Below are 20,214 nucleotides of genomic sequence, written 5' to 3' on the forward strand. Positions count from 1 at the left end.
CTGCCGACCGATAGCGGACCCTGTACGGGTGCGGGCACTTCGACCACCGCGACCGCGGATGCTCACACCCCTTGAAAAACGACCCCATCCCACGAACCAGGGCAGCAGAACCCATGTTGCTGACTCCTCCATGACCGATGCTGACGGTTTGCTGGGAGTCAGAGGTGTGGCATGCCGCTGACCTGCGGTTATGAGTGCAGGGCTCGATATGTTCTGGAACTGGATCGGACGCTCCCAGGAGGAGATCGAACAGGCCCGCCGCGACTGGATGGAAGGCTCCCGGTTCGGCGAGGTCAAGGGGTACGACGGCGCCCCACTCCCCGCCCCCGAGCTACCGGCTGTGCCACTGAAGCCTCGCGGGAGAACCCGTTGACCTGCGGCAATGCCTGAGGTCGGTTGCCGGCGAGTGGTACACGCTCGGGAGTCGTTCCACCCGGTTTCCACGCTGGCAGAAGGGCGACTCGGTGCAGTGCAAGGCTGCATCCGTATGAAGGCCGGTGACCCGGAACTCGCCATCCCGAAACTACGGGTCGGAAGCTTTTTCACGGGTCATTCGAAGGTGCAGCGGGCGCTCGCGGGCGGGGAGGTGAGGTTCACGAGGTAGTCGGCGACGGCGTCGTCGACGCAGGTATTGCCGGCGATCAGGGCGGCGCCGTGCTGCTCGCCCTCGACGGTGAGCAGGCTGCCTTCCAGCGCCTCGGCCAGGTGGGTGCCTTCCTTGTACGGGGCCACGGGGTCGCCCGTGACGGCGACGGTCAACGTGTCGGGCAGGCCCTTGATCTCCGTGGCGTAGGGGTAGCCCAGGGTCGGCTCCACGGGCCACGCCTCGCACATGTTCCGGGTGTCGTCCAGCGGTCGGCCGGTGTCGAGGAACGGGGCGATCCTGGTCATCGTGCGCCTGAGCTTCGACTCCTGTTCCGGGGTGTGCCGTTCCTCGTCCAGGCAGTTGATGACCTCGGTGGCTTCGAGGGCATTGCTGTAGGTGCCGTCGGCATACCGCTGGTAATAGGCGTCGTGCAGTCCGATCAGGGCGTCGCCGCGTCCGTTCTGCACCTCGCGGATGCCCTTGATGATCGTGGGCCAGCTCGCCTCCGAGTACAGCCCTGCGACGACCCCGTCGATCGCGTCGGAGAAGCTGAGGACTCGCCCGTCCCCGGCCGGGACCGGCTCGTCGATCAGGGGCTGGACGATCTCCTGGAACCGTTCGGTCACCGCCTCGGGGTCGGAACCGAGCGGGCAGTCCGGCATTTCCGTGCACGAAGCGCCCATCAGCTCGAACGACCGCTGCACGCCGGTGTACTGCTGCTTACGCCGCTCCACGGTACCCGCGTAGGGGTCCATCGGCCCGTCGAGAACGAGCGCGCGGACGTTCTCGGGGAACATCTCGGCGTAGACCGCTCCCAGCCGCGTGCCGTAACTCGCCCCGAAGTAGCTCAGTTTGTCGTCGCCCAGCACCGCCCGCAGCACGTCCATGTCACGCGCGGCGTCGCGAGTGCCTACGTGGGAAAGGAACTCCCTACTCCCGGTGCGCTCGGCGCACTGCTGCATCCACTGCCGAGTCTCCTCCTCTGTCCAGCTCGCGACGTTGGTCGTCTTCTCCGACATCTCGTCGCTCTCGCGTTCGGCGTCGGTGTAGCAGTCCAGCGTGGGGGTGGATGCGCCGACGCCGCGCGGGTCGATGCCGATCAGGTCGAACTGCTCCAGGACCGGGCTGTCGGGTGCCATCGCAGCGATCAGCGGGGCGAAGCTCATGCCCGCGTATCCCGGGCCGCCCGGATTGGTCATCAACGACCCGACCGGCTCCCCGCCCTTCGCCGGCACCCGCAGCAGCGCGATCGACACCGTCTCGCCACCCGGGTCCTCATAGTCCATTGGCGCCTCCATGCGGGCGCACTCGAACTGGTCGTTCGCGAACAGCTCCGCATCGGTCTCGTTGCTCGCATAGGGCTCGCACGGCTCGAAGGCCAGCTCCTGTTCGTAGAAACGCCGCAGCTCCTGCGAGGTCTCCTGCGACGACTTGTCCGCGCTCGACGACGTGCAGGCGCCGAGCATCCCCACTAGCAGCAGTGTCACACCGACCGTTGCTGTTCGATGGACGCGGGCACGGGTACGCATGCTTCTCCTTAAAAGGCGAGTGCGCGAGAACGGCCTCCCGCTCGCCAAGGGGGGGGTGACCTAGAAATCCATGATTCCCAGGAGCCGGGGCCGTGACGAGTGACGTCCGTCAGCGGTGCGAGTGACGGATGTAATGGGGAAGCGATGACAGCGCGCACGACTCGCTGAGCTACACAGAGAGGGAGCAGTTACCGGCAGACGGTGCACCCAAGGGAGCAGAACTGGCGGACTCGGACGCGGAGATCGCCTACCGGCTCGCCGAACTCCAGCAGCGCATCGCAGGTCCCTGGCGCCTGCCCGCCGGGTCGGCCATGAGCATGCCGGTGCCCCGGCTTGGATCCACGCTCGCACCGCGTCGTCGGGCTTTACCCGGCAGTACGGACAGACAGATCTCTGCTTCCGGCACCGGCGTTCAGTCGGTGATGTCGACGCCGTACCCGCGTGCGAGGGCGTCGAGGCCGTGGTCGTAGCCCTGGCCGACGGCGCGTAGGCGCCAGTCCGGGCCTCTGCGGTAGATCTCCGCGAGCAGCATGGTGCGTTCGGTGGTGGCGCCGTCCAAAGTGGCCCGGGCGCGCGCTGCCCCGCTACTGCCGAGGGCGGCACCGATCTGGATTGCACCGACCGCCCCGAAGGTGGCGGCGCCGTCTATGGCCGCTGCGATGACGACCTTGCGCGTCGCGGGCGGCAGGGAAGCCAGGTTGAGGGCGATCTGTATGACGATTGAAGTGGGCGAGTGAATCTCGCACCGATTTCAGACGATTGGGGGCACGCGACCAGCGGTCCTCGAGCTTCGGGATGGCAGGCCCCCTGCAGCCGAGTCTTGGAGCGTACGAAGCCTTCGCGATCTCGCCTGCGCTGAGTGTTTCGATGCTGATTTTGCCGAAGGTGCCGCTGAAACCGCGGGGGAGGGTACGCTGACCTGCGGTAGGGCGCCGGATCTGTTCAGCGAGCAGCCGGCCCGGCGAACTTCACATAGTCGTCCGGCAGTTGGAGTTCCGCCCAGATGGTCTTGCCGTCGGCCGAGTGCCGGGTGCCCCAGCGCTGGGCCAGCTGGGCCACCAGCATCAGCCCGCGTCCGCCCTCGTCGAACAGGGCCGCCCGGCGCAGATGGGGGGCGGTGCTGCTGGTGTCGGAGACCTCGACGATGAGCGTGCGGTCCAGGATCAGCCGCAGCCGGATGGGGCCGGACGAATGCCGGATGGCGTTGGAGATCAGCTCGGTGACCACCAGCTCAGTGGTGAACACCGCTTCCTGGAGCTCCCACCGCGTCAGTTGCCCGTCGACGTCCTTGCGGGCGGTCCCGCAGCTCGCCGGGTCGTCGGGGATGTCCCACGTCACCACGTGCGCCGCGTCAAGGACCCGGGTCCGCGCCATCAGCAGGGCCACGTCATCGCCCGGCGCCCCGCTCGGCAGCAGCGCCTCGACGACCGCCCCGCACCGGGCGTCGAGCGAGACGGCCGGTGCGGCCAGCGCCTCGTGCAGCAGGCGGTAGCCCTCGTCCATGTCCCGGTCGCGGCGCTCGACCAGGCCGTCGGTGAACAGCGCCAGCACCGAGCCCTCGGGCAGTGAGAACTCCGCCGATTCGAACGGCAGCCCGCCCAGGCCCAGGGGCGGCCCGGCGGGCAGCTCCATGGTGACGGCCCCGCCCGTTGCGGGGTCGATCAGGACGGGGGGCGGATGCCCGGCCCTGGCCACCGTGCAGGTGCCGGTGACCGGGTCGTAGACCGCGTACAGACAGGTGGTCCCGACGTCCCCGTCCGTCTCATCGCCCCCGGTCTCCTCGGAGAGGCGAAGCACCAGATCGTCCAGGTGGGTGAGGAGCTCCTCCGGCGGCAGATCGACGTCTGCGAGCGTGCGTACGGCGGTACGCAGCCGCCCCATGGTCGCCGACGCCTGTACCCCGTGCCCCACCACGTCGCCCACGATCAGGCCCACCCGTGCGCCGGACAGCGGGATCACGTCGAACCAGTCGCCGCCCACCCCGGTCCGCCCGGACGCCGCCAGATAGCGGGAGGCGACCTGCACGGCGCTGCGCTGCGGCAGCCTCTGCGGCAGCAGGTTGTGCTGGAGCGCAAGCGCGGTCTCCCGCTCCCGGGTGAACCTTTGCGCGTTGTCCAGGCACACCGCCGCCCGTGCCACGATCTCCCGCGCCACCAGTACGTCGTCCGGTGCGAACGGATCCGGGCGCCGGTACCGCAGGAACTGCGCGACCCCCAGCGTCACTCCGCGCGCCGACAGGGGCACGGACAGGATGGAGTGCACCCCCAGTTCCCTGGCGTACCGTGCCCGCAGCGGTTCCTGCTCCGCCCATGCGTGGAAGGCCGGATCGTCCTTGTACAGCACCACCGACTCACCCGCGAGCACGGCCCGCACCATTGAGGACGCGACGGCGTGGTCCCACTCCTGCCCGGTCTCCACCAATGCCTCGGGGGTGGCCTCCCGGAGGGAGCGGTGCGCGACCCGTTGCAGGGTCAGCACGCCGTTCTGCAGAGACGGCGGGGCGTCGCCGTGCAGGTACGGGGTGGCGAGTAGGTCCACGCTGCCGAAGTCGGCCAGTCGGGGCACGCACACGTCGACCAGCTCCTGGGCGGTGCGGGCGGTCTCCAGCGTACTGCCGATCCGCCGGGAGGCGTCGTTGACCAGCTGGAGCCGGACCTGCGCCCGATCCTCGCCGGTGACGTCGACGGCGGACAGCACGACCGCCACCAGTCCGACCCGTGCGTCCCACACCGGGGCGATCCGTCCCAGCCAGGCGTGCTCTCGCGACTCGCCCCCGGTACGCAGCCGGGTTCGGACGTCCCTGGGCCGGCCGCTCTCCACCACCTGGCGCAGCTGCTCCTCCAGCTCGATGCTCTGCGGCTTGCCGCCGATTTCCGACAGCCGCAGCCCTCGGGCCTCGTCCTCGGAGAGCCCGATGACCTCCTCCATCGCACGGTTGGCGCGCCGCAGCCGGATGTCGGTGTCGTACAGGGCGAGGGCGTTGGGCGCGTAGAGGAAAGCCAGGCGGGGCAGCTGGTCGTCCTTCTCCGTGCGCTCGGTGCCGGCCAGCGGGCTGACGAGCAGCCATCCGTCGGGGTGACCTTCGTGCGGCCCGAGCCGGTGGACCAGCAGCCGTACGGTCAGCCGCCGGCCGTCGCGGTGCCGCAGATCCACGGTGCCCGTCCACCGCTCGTCGCGGGCCGGGGCGGTGGCGGCGACGGGATCGGCGAGCAGCTCGGCGGCCGGGCGGCCCAGCATCTGCGCCGCGGTGTGACCCAGCAGCCGCCGGGCACCGTCGTTCCAGTGCGTGATCCGGCCGGAGCCGTCCAGGAGGACACGGGCAGTGGCCGCCTCGTCCGGAACCAGGCCCCAGGGGTCGCCGCCGCTCCGGGAGGGTTGTCCGTAACCGACAGTGCTCACGTCCCCAGCCTGGGGCATCGGCGAGTGGGCCGACAATCAGAGAACGCCAGACGGGGACTCCCGGCGCCGGAGCCGTTCAGGGTTTCCTGGCCACAGCGCCGTACATGGCGACGTCCCGGCCGTCGACGCCGTCCTGTTCCGGTCCGGGGCGCCAGGCGTGGGCCTGCGTGACTCCCGGTTCCTGCAGCTCCAGGCCGTCGAAGAACGAAGTGGCGGAGGCCAGATCGCGCAGGACGAAGGGCATGCCCTGCCGGCGGTATTCCTGAGCCACCCGGTTGACCTCCTCGGGTGCGAAGTCCGCGGTGCCGATGGTCATGGCCAGACAGCTGCCGGGCGGCAGCGGATCCAGCAGTTGCCCGATCAGCCGATGGTCGTCGGGCGGCAGGATGAAGTGCATGATGCCGATCACCATCAGACCGACGGGCTGCTCCAGGTCGATCAGATCCTGGAACTCCTGGCTGCCGAGGATGGCGTCGGGGTTGTGCATGTCGGCGTCGACGTACGCGGTGGCGCCCTCGGGTGAACTCTGCAGCAGGGCGCGCGCGTGGGCGAGCACAATGGGGTCGTTGTCCACGTACACCACGTGGGACTCGGGTGCCGCCGCCTGCACGACCTCGTGCAGGTTGGGCGAGGTCGGCAGCCCCGTACCGATGTCGAGGAACTGCCGGATGCCGCATTCCTCGGCGAGGAAGCGGCCGGCGCGGTGCATGAACCTGCGGTTCTCCGTCATGTGGACGGGCAGGGCGGGCCAGTGGCGGCACATCGCGTCGCCGGCTTCGGCGTCTGCCGGATAGTGGTCCTTGCCGCCGAGAATGTAGTCGTAGACCCGGGCGGAATGGGCGCGGGAAGTGGTAAGTCGGCTCTGCCGGCCGCGCGGGGTGCTCATGCTGGGCCTCCTTCGGTCGGGTACGGCTTGTTCGACGCCGTGAACGCGATGCGGGGCGGGGACGGGAAAGTCCCGGTGTGCGCTGTCACCCGTCCGGCCGGGCCTGCAGAGCGATGACGGCGATGTCGTCGCGGCGGTTCTGGACGGACGGCAGGAGTCTGCTGATCAGGGCCGGGAGCGGAAGGCCCTGGCGAACCAGTGCGTCAGTCTGTTCGCGCAGGCGACGGAGGCTGTCCCCGATGTCGGTGTCCGGTCTCTCCACGAGCCCGTCGGTGTAGAGCACCAGGGCGTCTCCCTCTCGCAGGACCGTGTGAAGGGTGGTGCGGACGAGGGTGTCGGCGACGCACAGAGGCGGGTCGGGAGCCGTGAGGCCGTGCACGTAGCGGGACGGAGCGTCGCGGGGGATCAGCAGGGGCGGCGGGTGGCCGGCATTGGACAGAGCGACGCGCCAGCCGCCGTCCGTCTGCCGGCGCATGATCGCATGCACCGCCGTGACCATCGAGGGGCTGTCGAGCGCCTGCACGATGCGGTCCAGCCGTCTCAGGGTGACCGCAGGGCTGGCGGCAGGGCCGCTGTCGTAGGCAAGCCCCCTCAGGATGCTGTTGACCCGTCCCATCGCGGTGGCAGCGTCCAGGTCGTGGCCCGCGATGTCGCCGATGGAGACGGCGAGGGATCCGGTCGAGAGGCGCACGGCGTCGTACCAGTCTCCGCCGACCTCAGCCGCCGAGTCCGCCGGCCGGTAGAGCGCGGTGATGGCGAGCCCGTCGGTGGCAGGAGGGGCCGCCAGGAACGACTGCTGCAGCGCGAGGGCCTTGTCGCGGATGTTCTGCAGTTCCATGGTCCGGCGCAACGGCCCGCTCATCTGCTGGAAGACATCCTGCAGCAGGGAGAGGTCGGCCTCGTCCGGGGGCGGGTTGCCCCGGCAGGTCGCGATGGTCGCCAGCGCGACGGCCTGGCCGTCGACCAGTACGGGAATCAGCGCGACGCCGGTCGCGCGGGCCTTCCTCAACCACTGGAGGGAGGCGTCCGACAGCCCCTCCGGCGGCGCTCCCTGTCGAGAGAGGACCAGGAGCCGCGCCTGTTGGCTGTCGACGGCCTCCCGGGCGACCGGCCCCAGCAGAAGGTCGTCGTCGAGGGGCGGCAGGGGAGGCAGCCCGGGGGCGAGTTCCACCCGCTCGGGCGATGCCGCGGTCGCAAGGCCGCCGGAGGAGGCTACGTCGGCCTCGACGCTGTTCCGTACACGGAAGATGGCCACGGCATCGGCGAGTTCCGGCACGACGGCTGCCGCCGTCGTCAGGAAGGCTTCGGACAGATCGTGTGCCGCGGGTACCGCCGCCATGCGGGCCAGCAGTCTCTCCCGCATACGGGTCCGCCAGTGGTCCTCGGCGTCGGTGGTGGTTCCGACCCACTCCACTTCCCCGTTCCGGTCCTGAACGGGCGCGGCAATGATCTTGACGTACCGGAATCGGTCAGGAGATCCGTCGAGCCGTACCCGCACTGTCGCGTCGAGGGCGGAGCGTCGGCGGGTCGCCCGGAGCCAGGCCCTCTCGAACCACTCCCTGTCCTTCGGGTGCACGGCGTCCATCCATGAGGCACCGCCGTCGGGACGCCACAGTCCCCCGGCGATGCCGCCGCCGTCCAACAGGGTGACGACGCCGGCGGGCGACATCACCCACACCGACTGCGGGACAGCCCCCAACAGTGCCTGATACCGCCTGAGGAGGCTGTCGTCCTCGTTCACCGAAGCCTCCTCTCCCGCATCGCCTCCGCCCTGTGGGACCGACCTCGAACACGATGTGCAAGCCATCACGCACATGATGTGCCCTATGCGTGGAAATGGCATCTGGTGTCATGATGTACGGTTCCACGTCGCCCGTGAAGGTGGGGCCGCCGCCGTCCGTGATCATCGTGCCCAGGGTCAGGACGCCGCTGTTCGCAGGTACGCGCGCCAGTCGCCGAGGTGGGTGATGTCGGTGCCGCCGGCCGCGCTGTGCGGGTCGCACTGGAAGCCCAGGACCCAGGTGCCGTCGGCGAGTTCGACGCGGCCGAGGGACATGGGGGCGGGCAGGGCGGCGAGGAGGCGGCCGAGGGCGGCGGGGGACAGGGTCCAGCGCTCTCCGGTGATCCGCGCTCCCGCCGACGGCCCGACCCGGGTCAGTCCGGGTTTGGCGGGGACGGTGTCCAGCGCGGTGAGGCGGTAGGCGGTGGAGGTGGCGACCTCGCCCGCGTACCGTGCGCCGGACTCGGTGAGCTGGTGGTTGAGCGGCTGGCCGCGCAGGTGGGCGCCGAAGACCGCGAGGTCGACTCCCGTGCGAGGCAGGGGCACCGGCTCCTGTTCGCCGGTGAGCAGGGCGGCGATGTCGAGGGCCGGCTGGTCCTCGAAGGCCCGCGTGACCACGCTGACGCCGAACGGGCTGCCGTCCGCCTCGCCCGCGGGAACGGCGACCGCGGCCATGTCCAGCAGGTTCACGAAGTTGGTGTAGGTGCCCAGGCGTGAGTTGACGGCCACCGGGTCGGCCCGCACGGTGGCGATGTCGGGGTGCCCGGTGGTGGTGGGCAGGACGAGCGCGTCGTAGCCGGACAGGGCGCGGTGGGCGAGGGCCTTGTACCGGTCGAGGAGTTCCTGGTCGGCGACGAGGGCGTGGGCGGGGAGTTCGGCGGCCGCCAGGATGATGCCGGCCACCGTGGGGTCCGCGGCCGACGGATCCCGGGCGACGAACTCGCCGACGGCGGCGTAGCGTTCGGCCACCAGGGCGCCGTCGTAGAGCAGCCGGGCCGCCCGGAGCAAGGGGGAGACGTCGAGGACGGTGCTGGTGGCGCCCGCCGCCTCCAGCCGCTTGACGGCGGCGGCGAACGCGGCCCGTGCGTCGGGGGAGAGCGGCGCGAGGTCCTCGTCGCGGGGGAGGGCGATCCGGGGCCGGGGCGGGGCCGACAGGCGTACGTCCTCGGGCCAGGTGCGCCCGCGGGGGTCGCCGTCGTCCGGGCCGGTCATGACGGCCAGGGCCCGCTGGGCGCAGGCGAGGGTGCGGGCGAAGACGGTGACCGCGTCGTAGGAGCGGGCGGCCGGGACGACGCCGGTGGTGGGGACCAGGCCCAGGGTGGGTTTCACGCCGACGATGCCGTTGAGGGCGGCCGGGACGCGGCCCGAGCCGGCGGTGTCGGTCCCGAGCGCGATGTCGGCGATGCCGAGGGCGACCGCGACCGCGGAGCCGGAACTGGAGCCTCCGGAGATCTTCTCCGGGCGCAGCGCGCCCCGGACCGCGCCGTAGGGGCTGCGGGTGCCGACCAGGCCGGTGGCGAACTGGTCCATGTTCGTCTTGCCGAGCACGATCGCGCCCGCGTCGGTCAACCGCCGCACGGCAGGGGCGGAGACCGCCGGTGTGTACGCGTACGCGGGGCAGCCCGCCGTGGTGGGCAGGCCGGCGACGTCGATGTTGTCCTTGACGGCGACCACGAGACCCGCCAGCGGCAGCTCCTCGCCGGCCGCCGCCCTGGCGTCCACCGTCTCGGCGTCCGCGCGGGTCTCCGCCTCGGATCTGAGGGTGATCCACACCTCCGGCCGGTCGCACTCGCTGATACGGCGGTGGGCGGCGGCGACGCGGGCCGCGCAGCTCTGGGTCACGCTGCTTCCTCTCGTACGACGACGGCCAGCGGGGTGCCTGCGTCGACCTGCTGCCCGGGGGTGACGAGCACGTCGGCGACGACGCCGCGGGCGGGGGCCTTGACCACGACCTCCATCTTCATGGCTTCCAGGACCAGCAGGGGGTGGTCCGGCTCGATCCGCGTGCCGGGCTCCACCTCGACCTTCCACACGGTGGAGCTGAGCGGGGCCTCGACCACCCGGGCGCCCGGCGGCAGCGCGAGGGGCGGCGCGGCGCCCGCGGCGGGCTCCGGCTCCGCCCGGTCGGCGAACTCGCCGGCGGCCTCCCACGCCCGGCGCTCCGCTTCGAAGGCGGCGGCCTGGCGGGTGCGGAAGGCGGAGATGTCCTCGGCGTTCGCGCGCAGGAAGGCCTCGTGCTCGGCGAGCGAGAAGGTGCCCGGACGGATGTCCAGCTCCGTCCGCCCGGAGGCCAGGTCGGCCCGTACGTCCAGGAGTTCGGCCGCGGACACCGGGTGCCAGACGATGCGGTCGAAGAACCGCAGCAGCCATGGGGTCCCGTCGGCGAACGAGCGGGGCGGGCGCAGGCCGCCCCAGACGGGGACGGTGCGGCCGACGAGCTGGTAGCCGCCGGGGCTCTCCATGCCGTAGACGCAGAGATAGGAGCCGCCGATGCCGACACCGGCCTCGGCGGTCCAGGTGCGGGCTGGGTTGTACTTGGTGGTGACCAGCCGGTGACGCGGGTCGACGGGTGTGGCGGCGGGGGCGCCGAGGTAGACGTCGCCCAGGCCGAGGACCAGGTACTGGGCGTCGAAGACGGTGCGGCGCACGGCCTCCGTGCTGTCGAGGCCGTTGACGCGGCGGATGAACTCGATGTTGGAGGGGTTCCACGGTGCGTCGTCGCGGACGGAAGCGCTGTACCGGGCGATGGCCTCGTCGACGGTGGGGTCGTCCCAGGAGAGCGGCAGGTGCACCTCACGGCTGTGGACGGTCAGGTCACCGGTCGCGGGCAGCTGCTCCTCCGCCTCCTGGAGCAGGCCGAGGAGGACCCGTACGGGCAGGACGTCGGGGTCGGTGTGCAGGTGCAGGGAGCGCACGCCCGGCGTGGCGTCGACGAGGCCGCGCGGGGCGAGGGCACGCAGGTGCTCGGCCAGGGCGTGGACCCGCATGCGCAGGGCGAGGTCGAGGGTCATCGGACCGTACTCGACGAGGAGGTTGTCCTCGGCACCGCGCCGGTAGGTGACCTCCGGTGCGGTCGCGGTGGGCGGGCGGCGGGCGAGGACACCGTCGTCGCCGTCGGGGACGCCCGGCGCGGGGAGGAGGACCGGGGCCGGAGTGCGGCGCAGGGCGTCGGCCGTCTCCTCGGTGACCGGTACGAAGCGCACGGTGTCCCCGGGCCGCAGCTGCCCGGTCTTCCACCGCTCGCCCCGCACGACGGTGACCGGGCAGGCGAATCCGCCCAGGCTCGGGCCGTCCGGGCCGAGGATGGCCGGGGTGTCGCCGGTGAGGTTGACGGCGCCCACGGAGTACGCGGTGTCGTGGACGTTGGAGGGGTGCAGGCCGGCCTCGCCGCCGTCCGGACGGGCCCACTCCGGGCGGGGGCCGACGAGCCGCACGCCCGTGCGGGCGGACTGGGCGGAGACCTTCCACCGCGCCGTGCAGAGGGTGCGCATGCCGTCGCGGGTGAGGAAGTCCGGCGCCGGGTGGGGGCCTTCACTGACCGCCACGCGCCAGTGCGCGGTGAACCGGGGACGCCTGTCGTCCGGCACCCCGGCGGGAGGGGGCGCGTCGGCCGCGGGGGCGGCGGGGCGCAGTACGTCACCGGTGCGCAGGGCCCGACCGGCGTGTCCGCCGAAGCCGCCGAGGGTGAAGGTGGCGGTGCTGCCCAGGTAGCGGGGGACGTCGAGACCGCCGCGGGCCAGGACGTAGGTGCGCATGCCGGGGCCGTGCGCCGTGCCGACCTCCAGCACCTGCCCGGCCGCCAGCTCCAGCGGCTCCCACTGGGCGACGGGGCGGCCGTCGACGGTGACCTCGCAGGGGGCGCCGGTGACGCAGACGACGGCGGGCCGCGAGAAGCGAAGGGCCGTGCCGTCCAGGGTGCACTCCAGACCGGGGGCGCCCTCGGGGTTGCCGACCGCGGTGTTGCCGAGCCGGAAGGACAGGTCGTCCATGGGGCCGCCGGGCGGGACGCCGACCTCCCAGTAGCCGGTGCGGCCGGGCCAGTCCTGCACCGTCGTCTGCGCGCCGCCGCGCAGCACGTCGATGCGGGGGCGCGGGTCGGCGAGGTGGGCGAGGGTGGCGGTGGTGTGACCGGCGTCGCGCACGACCGGTGCGTCGCAGGCCGCCCGCAGCAGCCCGAGGTTCGTCTCCACCCCGTCCACCCGGCTCTCCTCCAGGGCCCGGGCCAGCCGTGCGAAAGCCTCCGCGCGGTCCCGGCCGGTGGCGACGACCTTGGCGAGCAGCGGGTCGTACGCGGTGGAGACGTGCTGTCCGGTCTCTGCCCAGCCGTCCACCCGCACCGAGTCCGGGAAGGAGACCCGGGTCAGCAGGCCGGAACTGGGCCGGTGGTCAAGAGCCGGGTCCTCGGCGTAGACACGCGCCTCGACGCAGTGGCCACGCGCGGGCGGTTCGTGCAGGAAGCCGCGCTCGCCGCGCGCCAGTCGCAGCATCCAGGCGACCAGGTCCACGCCGTGGACCTCTTCGGTCACCGGGTGCTCCACCTGGAGACGGGTGTTGACCTCCAGGAAGTACGCCTCCTCCCGCACCGGGTCGTACACGAACTCGACCGTGCCCGCCGAGCGGTAGTCCACCGAGGCACACAGCCGTCGCGCGGACGTGTGCAGCATGGTGCGTATGTGCGCGGGGAGGTCGGGCGCCGGTGCCTCCTCCAGGACCTTCTGGTTGCGGCGCTGGAGGGAGCAGTCACGGTCGCCGAGGACGGCGATCCCGCCGTGGCCGTCGCCGAAGACCTGCACCTCGACGTGGCGGGCTCGTTCGACGTACCGCTCCAAAAAGACCCCGCCGTCGCCGAAGCTCCCCGAGGCCAGCCGGGTCACCCGCGCGAACGCCTCCCGCAGCTCGTCGGGTCCGGCACAGGCCTGCATGCCGATGCCGCCTCCGCCGCCGGTCGCCTTGAGCATCACCGGGTAACCGGTCTCCGCCGCCGCGCGCAGCGCCTCCTCCTCGTCGGCCAGCAGTCCGCTGCCGGGCAGCAGGGGCACGTCCGCGGCGAGCGCCGCAGCCCGCGCGGTGTGCTTGGCACCGAAGACGTCCAGCTGGGCTGGGGTGGGCCCGACGAAGGCCAGGCCGGCCTCCTCCACGGCGGCGGCGAAGGCGGCGTTCTCGGAGAGGAAGCCGTAGCCGGGATGGACGGCTCCGGCCCCGGTGGCCCGCGCCGCCTCCAGGAGCAGGTCGGCGCGCAGGTAGCTGTCGGCTGCGGGCGCCGGGCCGATCCGTACGGCGGCGTCGGCCAGCCGGACGTGCGGGGCGGTCCGGTCGGCGTCGGAGTACACCGCGACCGTACGCAGGCCGAGGGCGTGGGCGCTGCGGACGACGCGGCAGGCGATCTCTCCGCGATTGGCGACGAGCAGGGTGTCGAACACGGCGACGACTCCTCGGGGGATCGGTTGGTTCAGGTGTCCGTCGGCCGGGCGGGCAGGACGTGGTCGCCGGCCCTGTCGGTGCTCAGGCAGAGGGAGCAGACGACCGCGTCGTGGGTCTGGCAGGCCGCGAGGTCGGGGCGTTCGTAGTGCTCGTGGCAGACGTGGCAGACGAGCACGGACGCGCTGGGGTTCCCGTCGCGGTCCAGGAGCGGTTCGCCGATGCCGTCGTCGGGCCGGCGCAGGTAGTACCTGCCCCTGGTGACGATCGCCATGAGCGGGGTGAGGACGAAGGCGATGACCGCGGCGGCGACGGGGGAGTAGGGCTGAAGGGTGTCGCCCAGGGCGTGGAAGTACAGGGCGATGGAGATCCCCGAGGCCGCGACGAAGGCCACGACGCCCACCGGGTTGACGGCGTGGAGCATCCCGCGGCGGAACTCGGGCCGGAGCGGCGAGAGCTTCAGGACGTACTTGTTGACGCCGATGTCGGTGGCGACGGTGACGACCCAGGCGATGGCGCAGTTCGAGTAGAAGCCGAGGATGCCGTTGAGGAAGCTGAACATGTCGGCCTCCATCAGCGCGAGCGCGAAGCCCAGGTTGACCAGGACGAAGACCAGGCGGCCGGGGTAGTGCCGGGTGACCCGGGTGAAGGAGTTCGTCCACGCCAGCGAACCGGAGTACGCGTTCGTCACGTTGATCTTGATCTGGCTGATGACGACCAGGACGACGGCCAGGGGGACGACCACCCAGGAGGGCAGCATCGCGTCGAAGGCGCTGCGGAACTGCTGAATCGGCTCGGGAGCGGCGTCCGGCCCCACCTCGGCGAGGATGTACACGGCGAGGAAGACGCCGATGGCCTGCTTCAGCGCGCCGAGCACCACCCAGCCCGGCCCGGCCATCACCACGGCCGTCCACCAACCGCGCCTGTTCTCCGGGGTCTTGGGCGGCATGAAGCGCAGGTAGTCGACCTGCTCCCCGATCTGCGCGATCAGCGAGAGGCACACGCCCGCTCCCAGCAGCACGGAGGCCGTGTTGACGCCGCCGTCGCCGTCGGTGCCGGCGTAGGAGAGGAAACGGTCGACCGTGCCGGGGTCGCGGGCGACGAGGTGGGCCAGGGGAGCGATCATGAGGACCAGCCAGATCGGGGTGGTCCACACCTGGAGCTTGCTGAGCGCCTTCATGCCGTAGATCACCAGGGGGATGACCATGAGGGTGGAGACCAGGTAGCCCAGCCAGAGCGGCAGCCCGAGGCCGAGTTCGAGGCCCTGGGCCATGATCGAGCCTTCGAGGGCGAAGAAGATGAAGGTGAAGCTGGCGAAGATGACGCTGGTGAGGACCGAGCCGTAGTAGCCGAAGCCGGAGCCGCGGGTGATCAGGTCGAGGTCGATGTTGTACCGGGCGCCGTAGTACGCGAGCGGGAAGCCGGTGACGAAGATGACGACGGCGGCGACGGCGATCGCGATGAGCGCGTTCCCGGTGCCGTGGGCCAGGCCGATGCCCGCGCCGATGGAGAAGTCGGCCAGGTACGCGATGCCGCCGAGGGCGGTGGTGGCCACGACCGCGGGGCTCCAGCGGCGGTAACCGCGGGGAGCGAAGCGGAGGGTGTAGTCCTCAAGGGTCTCTTTGGCCGCGCGGTCCGTCGCGGGGGCCGATGCGGTCAGAGGTGATTCGGTGGTGCTCATGATCATCCCTCCAGGGGCCGGACGCTGGGTGAGGGGAGAGCGGGAGATCGGCGGAGCAGAGCTGGGGGTGCGGGGGCGGCGGGGGGGGGCGACGTGCTCAGAGGCGGTCGGAGTGCAGGGCCATCTGCGTCATGGCGCGTTCGGCGCGCTCCAGGACCACGGCCATCGAGTCACCGACGTGGGCGTGCAGGGCGCGGTAGCCCTCGTCGAGCCGCCCGTCGCGGACCAGCTCCATGATCTCGATGTGTTCGGTGACGGTCGTCCGCACGCGGTCCTCGGTGAGGAAGTCGTACATCCGCACGCGGCGGATGCGTTCGCTCACCGACACGAGGGCGTCGGTGAGGGCGGAGTTGCCCGATGCGCGTGAGAGCTCGGCGTGGAACCGCTCGTCCTGGACGACGAACCGCGGGTCCGCGGCCGGGGGCCGCTCGCGCATCGCGTACCAGCGGTCCAGCTCCGTCGTGATGACGGCGGGGTCGTGGCGACAGGACGGGTCCTCGATCGCGCGGGAGATCCCGCGCAGTTCGAGAGTGATCCGGAGCTCGTAGAAGTCCTTGAGCTCGGCGAGCTTGGGCACCGTCACGTAGTAGCCGCCGAAGCCCCGCTCGATCAGGGCGTCCGAGGCCAGCCGGGCCAGCGCTTCGCGCACGGGTGTCCGTGACACCCCGAACCGGTCGGCCAGGCGAATCTCGGCCAGGCGTTCACGGACGCCGAACTCCCCGTCGAGTACGGCCGCGCGCAGGTCCCGGTAGACCGCCTCGCGCAAGGAGCGCACCGGCTGTACGCTCCCGCCCGTAGCGGTGTCCGCGTGCGTATACGGCATCGAATCCATGAACGGACACGCTAGGAACGGCCTGTTTCCCGGCATGGCCGGGTGCGGTGAACAAGTTGTTTCCGGGCGCTCACTCACTACGAGATTCCGGACGGCACCCTGCTGCCCGCCGACCGCACCGCATCGCCGCGGACCGGCCGGAGTACTCCGGCGAACATGAAGGACGCCGGATGAATGTGCAGACCCTCGCCGGCCCCTTCGGCGGACTGCTGCACCACCCTTCAGGCCGGCGGGGGCTCCGCCTCGGACCGGTCGGCCTGGAGACCCACGAGCAGTTCCGCCTGCCCGGCGAGCACGCCGGAGAGGATCTCGCGGGCGACTCCGAGCAGCTCGGAGATGTGCGGGCTGGTCAAGGAGTAGTGCACCGTCGATCCTTCTTTGCGGGACGCGACAAGATTCGCCCGGCGCAGCACGGCGAGTTGCTGGGACAGATGCGCCGGTTCGACCCCCACTTTGGGCAGCATCTCCGCCACCGCGTGCTCCCGCTCGCTGAGCAGTTCCAGTACGCGGATGCGGGCCGGGTGGCCGAGTGTCTTGAAGAACTCGGCCTTCAACTGGTACAGCGGCGTGCTCATCGGTTCATCGCCCTTCTCGCACCGGGATGACGCGGTCCTGATGACCGCTCCGGGACGTGTGATGTTCCCACCGTCCCGTCACCCATCCTGGTCCGGGGGACTTGCCCGGCCCAACCCCTGGCGCCGCTCACAGGGGCAGGGTGATCCAGATGCTCTTGCCCTGCTCGTCGCAGTCGCCGCGGACGACCGCGGTGCCGCCCAGGTCAGTGGTGAGTTCCATGACGGTCGCCAGCCCTCCGGTCGGGTTCTCCGCCGTCGCGGTGCGCAGGACCGGACGGTACGGATGGCGGTCGTGCACCGCGAAGGCAAGACAGTCCGGGCCCACCGAATAGACGACGGTCACGTGTGCGGAAGGCGGCGCGGCATGGCGGATGCTGTTGGTGACCAACTCGCTGAGGATGAGCAGGGCGGGCCCCACGGTGGGATGCTGCGGCCGCACTCCCCACTCGGCGAACGCCTGCTCGGCGGTTTCCCGGGCGAGCCGGATCGCCGAGGGGGCTGCCGGCAGAGTGAGCACATGCCGACGCGGGAGCGGGCTGAGCAGGGCGTTCATCATGTCTCCAGAGGGACGTCGGCGGGCTGCCCACACACCGGCCGGCCCGGTGCGCTGCCCTGGGCGGCCACAGAGTCTCCGGGCATCTCAGCCATGAGCTTCCTCGGGCAGGATCCGCTTGGCGAGGGCGGGTTCTTCTGCTTCCTCGTGGGCTGTCCGGGAAGCCCGGGCGAGTACGCCGGCCCGCTCCAGGTGGGCCCGCGCAGCCCGGACGGCCTCCGGTGTCGTGGCGTACTCGCCCTCCCCGAGCCGCAGCAGTGCCAGTACCCCGATCGCGGCCAGGGGCCGGCGGTGAGCGGGGCGGATGCCGGAGGCGGTCACGACGATGCCGCGCCGGTTCAGCTTCTCCACCGCGTCCTTCAACGCCAGTGCACCGGTGGCGTCGACGGTCGTCACCCTCGACATGCGCAGGATGACGACCCGGACGTCGGCGGCGGCTGCGAGTTCCGGCAGGAGCTGGTGGGCGGCCGCGAAGAACAGCGGCCCGTCGAGGCGGTAGGCCACGATGTGTTCGGCCAGCAGCGTGTGTTCCTCGGCACTGTGCTCACCCCGGTCCAGAGGCACCTCGTCCAGGCGGGCCTGCCGGGCCACTGCCCGAAGGGCCAGCACACCCGCTACCGCGAGGCCGATGACCACCGCGTAGACGAGGTCCAGCGCCAGGGTGGTCACGGCGGTGAGGACCAGCACCAGCGCATCGGAGCGAGTGGCCCCGGCCATGGCACGGAGCGATCCGACCTCGACCATGCGGACGGCCGTGGCCAGGAGGACGCCCGCGAGCGCGGCCAGCGGAATCCTGGACACGAGGGGGGCGAGGGTGAAGACGATGCCGGCCAGCACGGCGGCGTGGACGAGGGAGGCCAGCCGGGAGCTTGCGCCCGTCCGCACGTTGACGGCGGTACGGGCGATCGCCCCGGTCGCGGGCACACCACCGAACACGGGAGCGGCGATGTTCGCCAGTCCCTGTCCGAACAGCTCCCGATCGGGATCGTGTCTTTGACCGGCCGTCATTCCGTCGGCGACCGAGGCCGACAGCAGGGACTCCAGGGCGGCCAGCGCCGCCACGGCAACAGCCGGAGCGAGCAATGAGCCGAGCACGGCAGGGTCGAGGAAGGCCAGTGAGGGCGCGGGCAGCCCGGCCGGAAGGTCGCCGATCGGCGGAACCGCGTCCAGACCGGCGAGTTGCACAAGCACGGTGGCCCCGGCCACGGCGAGGATCGAGAAGGGCACCATGGGCCACCGGCGGGCTCCGAGCAGCATGACGGCGGCGACCGCCAGGGCGAGCCCGGCCGCGGTCCAGTTCGGGTGCTGCGCGAAATCCGACAGGGCGCGCCAAGCGACCACCAGCACTCGTTCGCCCTCGGGCTTGTCCACGCCCAGCGCGTTGGGAATCTGCTGCAGGGCGATCACACAGGCGATACCGAGTGTGAAGCCCTCGACCACGGGCGCGGGTACGTACCGCATGTACTTTCCGGCCCGCAGGACAGCGAGGACCACGAGCATCAAGCCCGCCATCAGCCCGACCATGAGCACGCCTGACGGGCCGTGCTCGGCGACGATCGGCACCAGTACCACCGTCATCGCACCCGTCGGACCGGAGACCTGGAGGTCGGATCCCCCGAACACCGCGGCCAGCGCTCCCGCGACCACGGCGGTCGCCAGCCCCGCTTCGGCGCCGAGACCGGACGAGACGCCGAATCCCAGCGCGAGCGGCAGCGCGACGACAGCCACCGTCAGCCCGGCCAGCAGATCCCGGCGCGGATTGCGGCGCATGTGCGCCACATCCCTCCGCCCCGGCAGCAGCCCGGTGAGGCGGTCACCCAGCGAACCGATCGCCGTTCGCATCACGCTGCACCCCCTCCCTGTCCCGAAACCGCCCGGCAGCCCGGAGGTGTTGGCCCCTGCCTCAGCGGCACAGGCCCCCGCACTCGCCTGCCGAGAGCAGGTACGTAAGCATCTAATGAATTGCAAAGTTTCGCAATCCTGCACCTGAGAGGTGTTCGGGGCCGGCGGGTCCGACTCCCGGGACGTCAGGGTGTGGGATGTCCCGGTGCCGGGGTGTGCGGCCGCCTCGATTGACTTGAAGAGTTCTTCAATCAGATAATTGCCTCGACTCGCAAGGTGTCTCGTTGTGGAGGAGGCCGACGTGGACGACGCGGTACGCGTGGCCCGGGGACATGGGTCCGCCACCCCGGCCGTGGAAGTGGACGAGAGGTGAACCGGGTGCCTGTCCCCCTGTACGAGGCGAAGGCCGACTTCTTCAAGATGCTCGGGCACCCGGTGCGCATCCGGGTCCTGGAACTGCTGCAGGACGGGCCGCGGCCGGTGCGCGAACTGCTCGCGGACATCGGGGTCGAGCCGTCGAACCTGTCGCAGCAGCTCGCGGTGTTGCGCCGCTCCGGCCTCGTCCGTGCGACCCGTACCGGCTCCACCGTCGTGTACGAACTGGCCGGCGGAGACGTGGCCGACCTGCTTGCGGCCGCCAGGCGGATCCTGTCCGTCCTGATCACGGGACAGCAGCAGCTGCTCGAAGAGCTGCAGACCACCGCGCCGGGGCCATGAGCGCCCGCACGACGGCGCCGGTGGAGGCCGGCATACAGGAGGACGCCCCGATGAGCCACGAGACCAGCGCCGCACAGCCCGGCAGGCCGGCGGAGAAGAAGAACAGGAAGGCCAGGAAGGACAGGAAGGACGAGGAGGGATGGTTCGAACGGGGCGTCGCCCTCCGGGCCGGTTTCTACATCTTCGGTACGCACCTGTTCGCCGGTTTCATCTGGCTGCTCTTCTACCTGGGCGAGCACGCGCACAAGTGAGGATGCCCGGGTCGCCCGGGTGATCGCGGAGCGGTCCCGCCGCGGCGGTGAGGCGTTACGCCGACCGGCGGCCCACGAACGGCACACTTCCGCCCGCCGAGTGAGAGTGTGGCGAGAGGCCGGTTCGGCCGGCGGGTCCGGCCCTCTGCGGGTACGCGGTCCGGG

The 20,214-nt window shown here is 71.4% G+C and carries 13 protein-coding genes and 2 pseudogenes; 3 read left to right on the plus strand and 12 right to left on the minus strand.

All coding sequences use genetic code 11. The features are described from left to right. Positions 1–202 precede the first annotated feature (202 nt). Positions 203–373, plus strand: a pseudogene (locus IG94_RS40955) (pirin family protein); the annotation flags it as partial. A gap of 176 nt (positions 374–549) precedes the next feature. On the opposite strand, the gene IG94_RS0131370 reads toward IG94_RS40955, so the two are convergent. From IG94_RS0131370 to IG94_RS0131430, 12 genes and pseudogenes are all read right to left on the minus strand, one after another. Further along, complete coding sequence (locus IG94_RS0131370) at positions 550–2,115, minus strand: alpha/beta hydrolase (RefSeq protein ID WP_031045016.1); 1,566 nt, start codon at positions 2,113–2,115, stop codon at positions 550–552. A 412-nt stretch (positions 2,116–2,527) separates the two neighbouring features. Further along, positions 2,528–2,824: pseudogene (locus tag IG94_RS40960) on the minus strand (TerD family protein); the annotation flags it as partial. Between the two features lie 233 nt (positions 2,825–3,057). Then, entirely contained in the window at positions 3,058–5,514 is a 2,457-nt protein-coding gene (locus tag IG94_RS0131385; RefSeq protein WP_031045018.1) for a SpoIIE family protein phosphatase, read from the minus strand. A gap of 76 nt (positions 5,515–5,590) precedes the next feature. Continuing rightward, positions 5,591–6,400: an SAM-dependent methyltransferase gene (locus tag IG94_RS0131390; protein WP_031045021.1), complete on the minus strand. Its 810-nt coding sequence runs from the start codon at positions 6,398–6,400 to the stop codon at positions 5,591–5,593. Positions 6,401–6,485: 85 nt separating this feature from the next. Then, positions 6,486–8,207, minus strand: coding sequence for a SpoIIE family protein phosphatase (locus tag IG94_RS0131395; RefSeq protein ID WP_372459475.1), 1,722 nt, complete (start codon positions 8,205–8,207; stop codon positions 6,486–6,488). A gap of 111 nt (positions 8,208–8,318) precedes the next feature. After that, positions 8,319–10,022 (minus strand): allophanate hydrolase, encoded by a 1,704-nt coding sequence (gene atzF / locus IG94_RS0131400; RefSeq protein ID WP_031045027.1) that lies wholly within the window; start codon positions 10,020–10,022, stop codon positions 8,319–8,321. Then, the gene (gene uca, locus IG94_RS0131405) at positions 10,019–13,600 is read right to left on the minus strand and encodes an urea carboxylase (protein ID WP_031045029.1); all 3,582 of its coding nucleotides are present in this window, start codon (positions 13,598–13,600) and stop codon (positions 10,019–10,021) included. Before uca ends, atzF begins: the two co-directional genes overlap by 4 nt. 29 nt (positions 13,601–13,629) lie before the next feature. Further along, positions 13,630–15,279 (minus strand): allantoin permease, encoded by a 1,650-nt coding sequence (locus tag IG94_RS0131410; protein ID WP_031045032.1) that lies wholly within the window; start codon positions 15,277–15,279, stop codon positions 13,630–13,632. 97 nt (positions 15,280–15,376) lie between these two features. Then, positions 15,377–16,054 (minus strand): GntR family transcriptional regulator, encoded by a 678-nt coding sequence (locus IG94_RS0131415; protein WP_224286143.1) that lies wholly within the window; start codon positions 16,052–16,054, stop codon positions 15,377–15,379. 278 nt (positions 16,055–16,332) lie between these two features. After that, the gene (locus IG94_RS0131420) at positions 16,333–16,686 is read right to left on the minus strand and encodes an ArsR/SmtB family transcription factor (RefSeq protein WP_031045038.1); all 354 of its coding nucleotides are present in this window, start codon (positions 16,684–16,686) and stop codon (positions 16,333–16,335) included. 127 nt (positions 16,687–16,813) lie between these two features. After that, the gene (locus IG94_RS0131425) at positions 16,814–17,239 is read right to left on the minus strand and encodes an ATP-binding protein (RefSeq protein ID WP_031045041.1); all 426 of its coding nucleotides are present in this window, start codon (positions 17,237–17,239) and stop codon (positions 16,814–16,816) included. A gap of 87 nt (positions 17,240–17,326) precedes the next feature. Further along, the gene (locus tag IG94_RS0131430) at positions 17,327–19,081 is read right to left on the minus strand and encodes a SulP family inorganic anion transporter (protein ID WP_052410949.1); all 1,755 of its coding nucleotides are present in this window, start codon (positions 19,079–19,081) and stop codon (positions 17,327–17,329) included. Positions 19,082–19,459: 378 nt separating this feature from the next. On the opposite strand from IG94_RS0131430, the gene IG94_RS0131440 reads away from it, so the two are divergent. Continuing rightward, positions 19,460–19,798 (plus strand): ArsR/SmtB family transcription factor, encoded by a 339-nt coding sequence (locus IG94_RS0131440; RefSeq protein WP_031045047.1) that lies wholly within the window; start codon positions 19,460–19,462, stop codon positions 19,796–19,798. 50 nt (positions 19,799–19,848) lie between these two features. Continuing rightward, positions 19,849–20,049, plus strand: a complete 201-nt coding sequence (locus IG94_RS44250) for a DUF6126 family protein (protein ID WP_031045050.1) — start codon at positions 19,849–19,851, stop codon at positions 20,047–20,049. Positions 20,050–20,214 lie beyond the last annotated feature (165 nt).

The sequence above is a fragment of the Streptomyces olivaceus genome (assembly GCF_000721235.1).
GTDB classification, from domain to species: Bacteria; Actinomycetota; Actinomycetes; order Streptomycetales; family Streptomycetaceae; genus Streptomyces; species Streptomyces olivaceus.

Bases quoted from the DNA above. Each gene is read 5' to 3' on its own strand.
- IG94_RS0131370 (WP_031045016.1), bottom strand. From the start codon at position 2,115: ATGCGTACCCGTGCCCGCGTCCATCGAACAGCAACGGTCGGTGTGACA.
- IG94_RS0131390 (WP_031045021.1), bottom strand. From the start codon at position 6,400: ATGAGCACCCCGCGCGGCCGGCAGAGCCGACTTACCACTTCCCGCGCC.
- IG94_RS0131395 (WP_372459475.1), bottom strand. From the start codon at position 8,207: ATGGCTTGCACATCGTGTTCGAGGTCGGTCCCACAGGGCGGAGGCGAT.
- IG94_RS0131410 (WP_031045032.1), bottom strand. From the start codon at position 15,279: ATGAGCACCACCGAATCACCTCTGACCGCATCGGCCCCCGCGACGGAC.
- IG94_RS0131420 (WP_031045038.1), bottom strand. From the start codon at position 16,686: ATGAGCACGCCGCTGTACCAGTTGAAGGCCGAGTTCTTCAAGACACTC.
- IG94_RS0131425 (WP_031045041.1), bottom strand. From the start codon at position 17,239: ATGAACGCCCTGCTCAGCCCGCTCCCGCGTCGGCATGTGCTCACTCTG.
- IG94_RS0131430 (WP_052410949.1), bottom strand. From the start codon at position 19,081: ATGCGAACGGCGATCGGTTCGCTGGGTGACCGCCTCACCGGGCTGCTG.
- IG94_RS44250 (WP_031045050.1), top strand. From the start codon at position 19,849: ATGAGCCACGAGACCAGCGCCGCACAGCCCGGCAGGCCGGCGGAGAAG.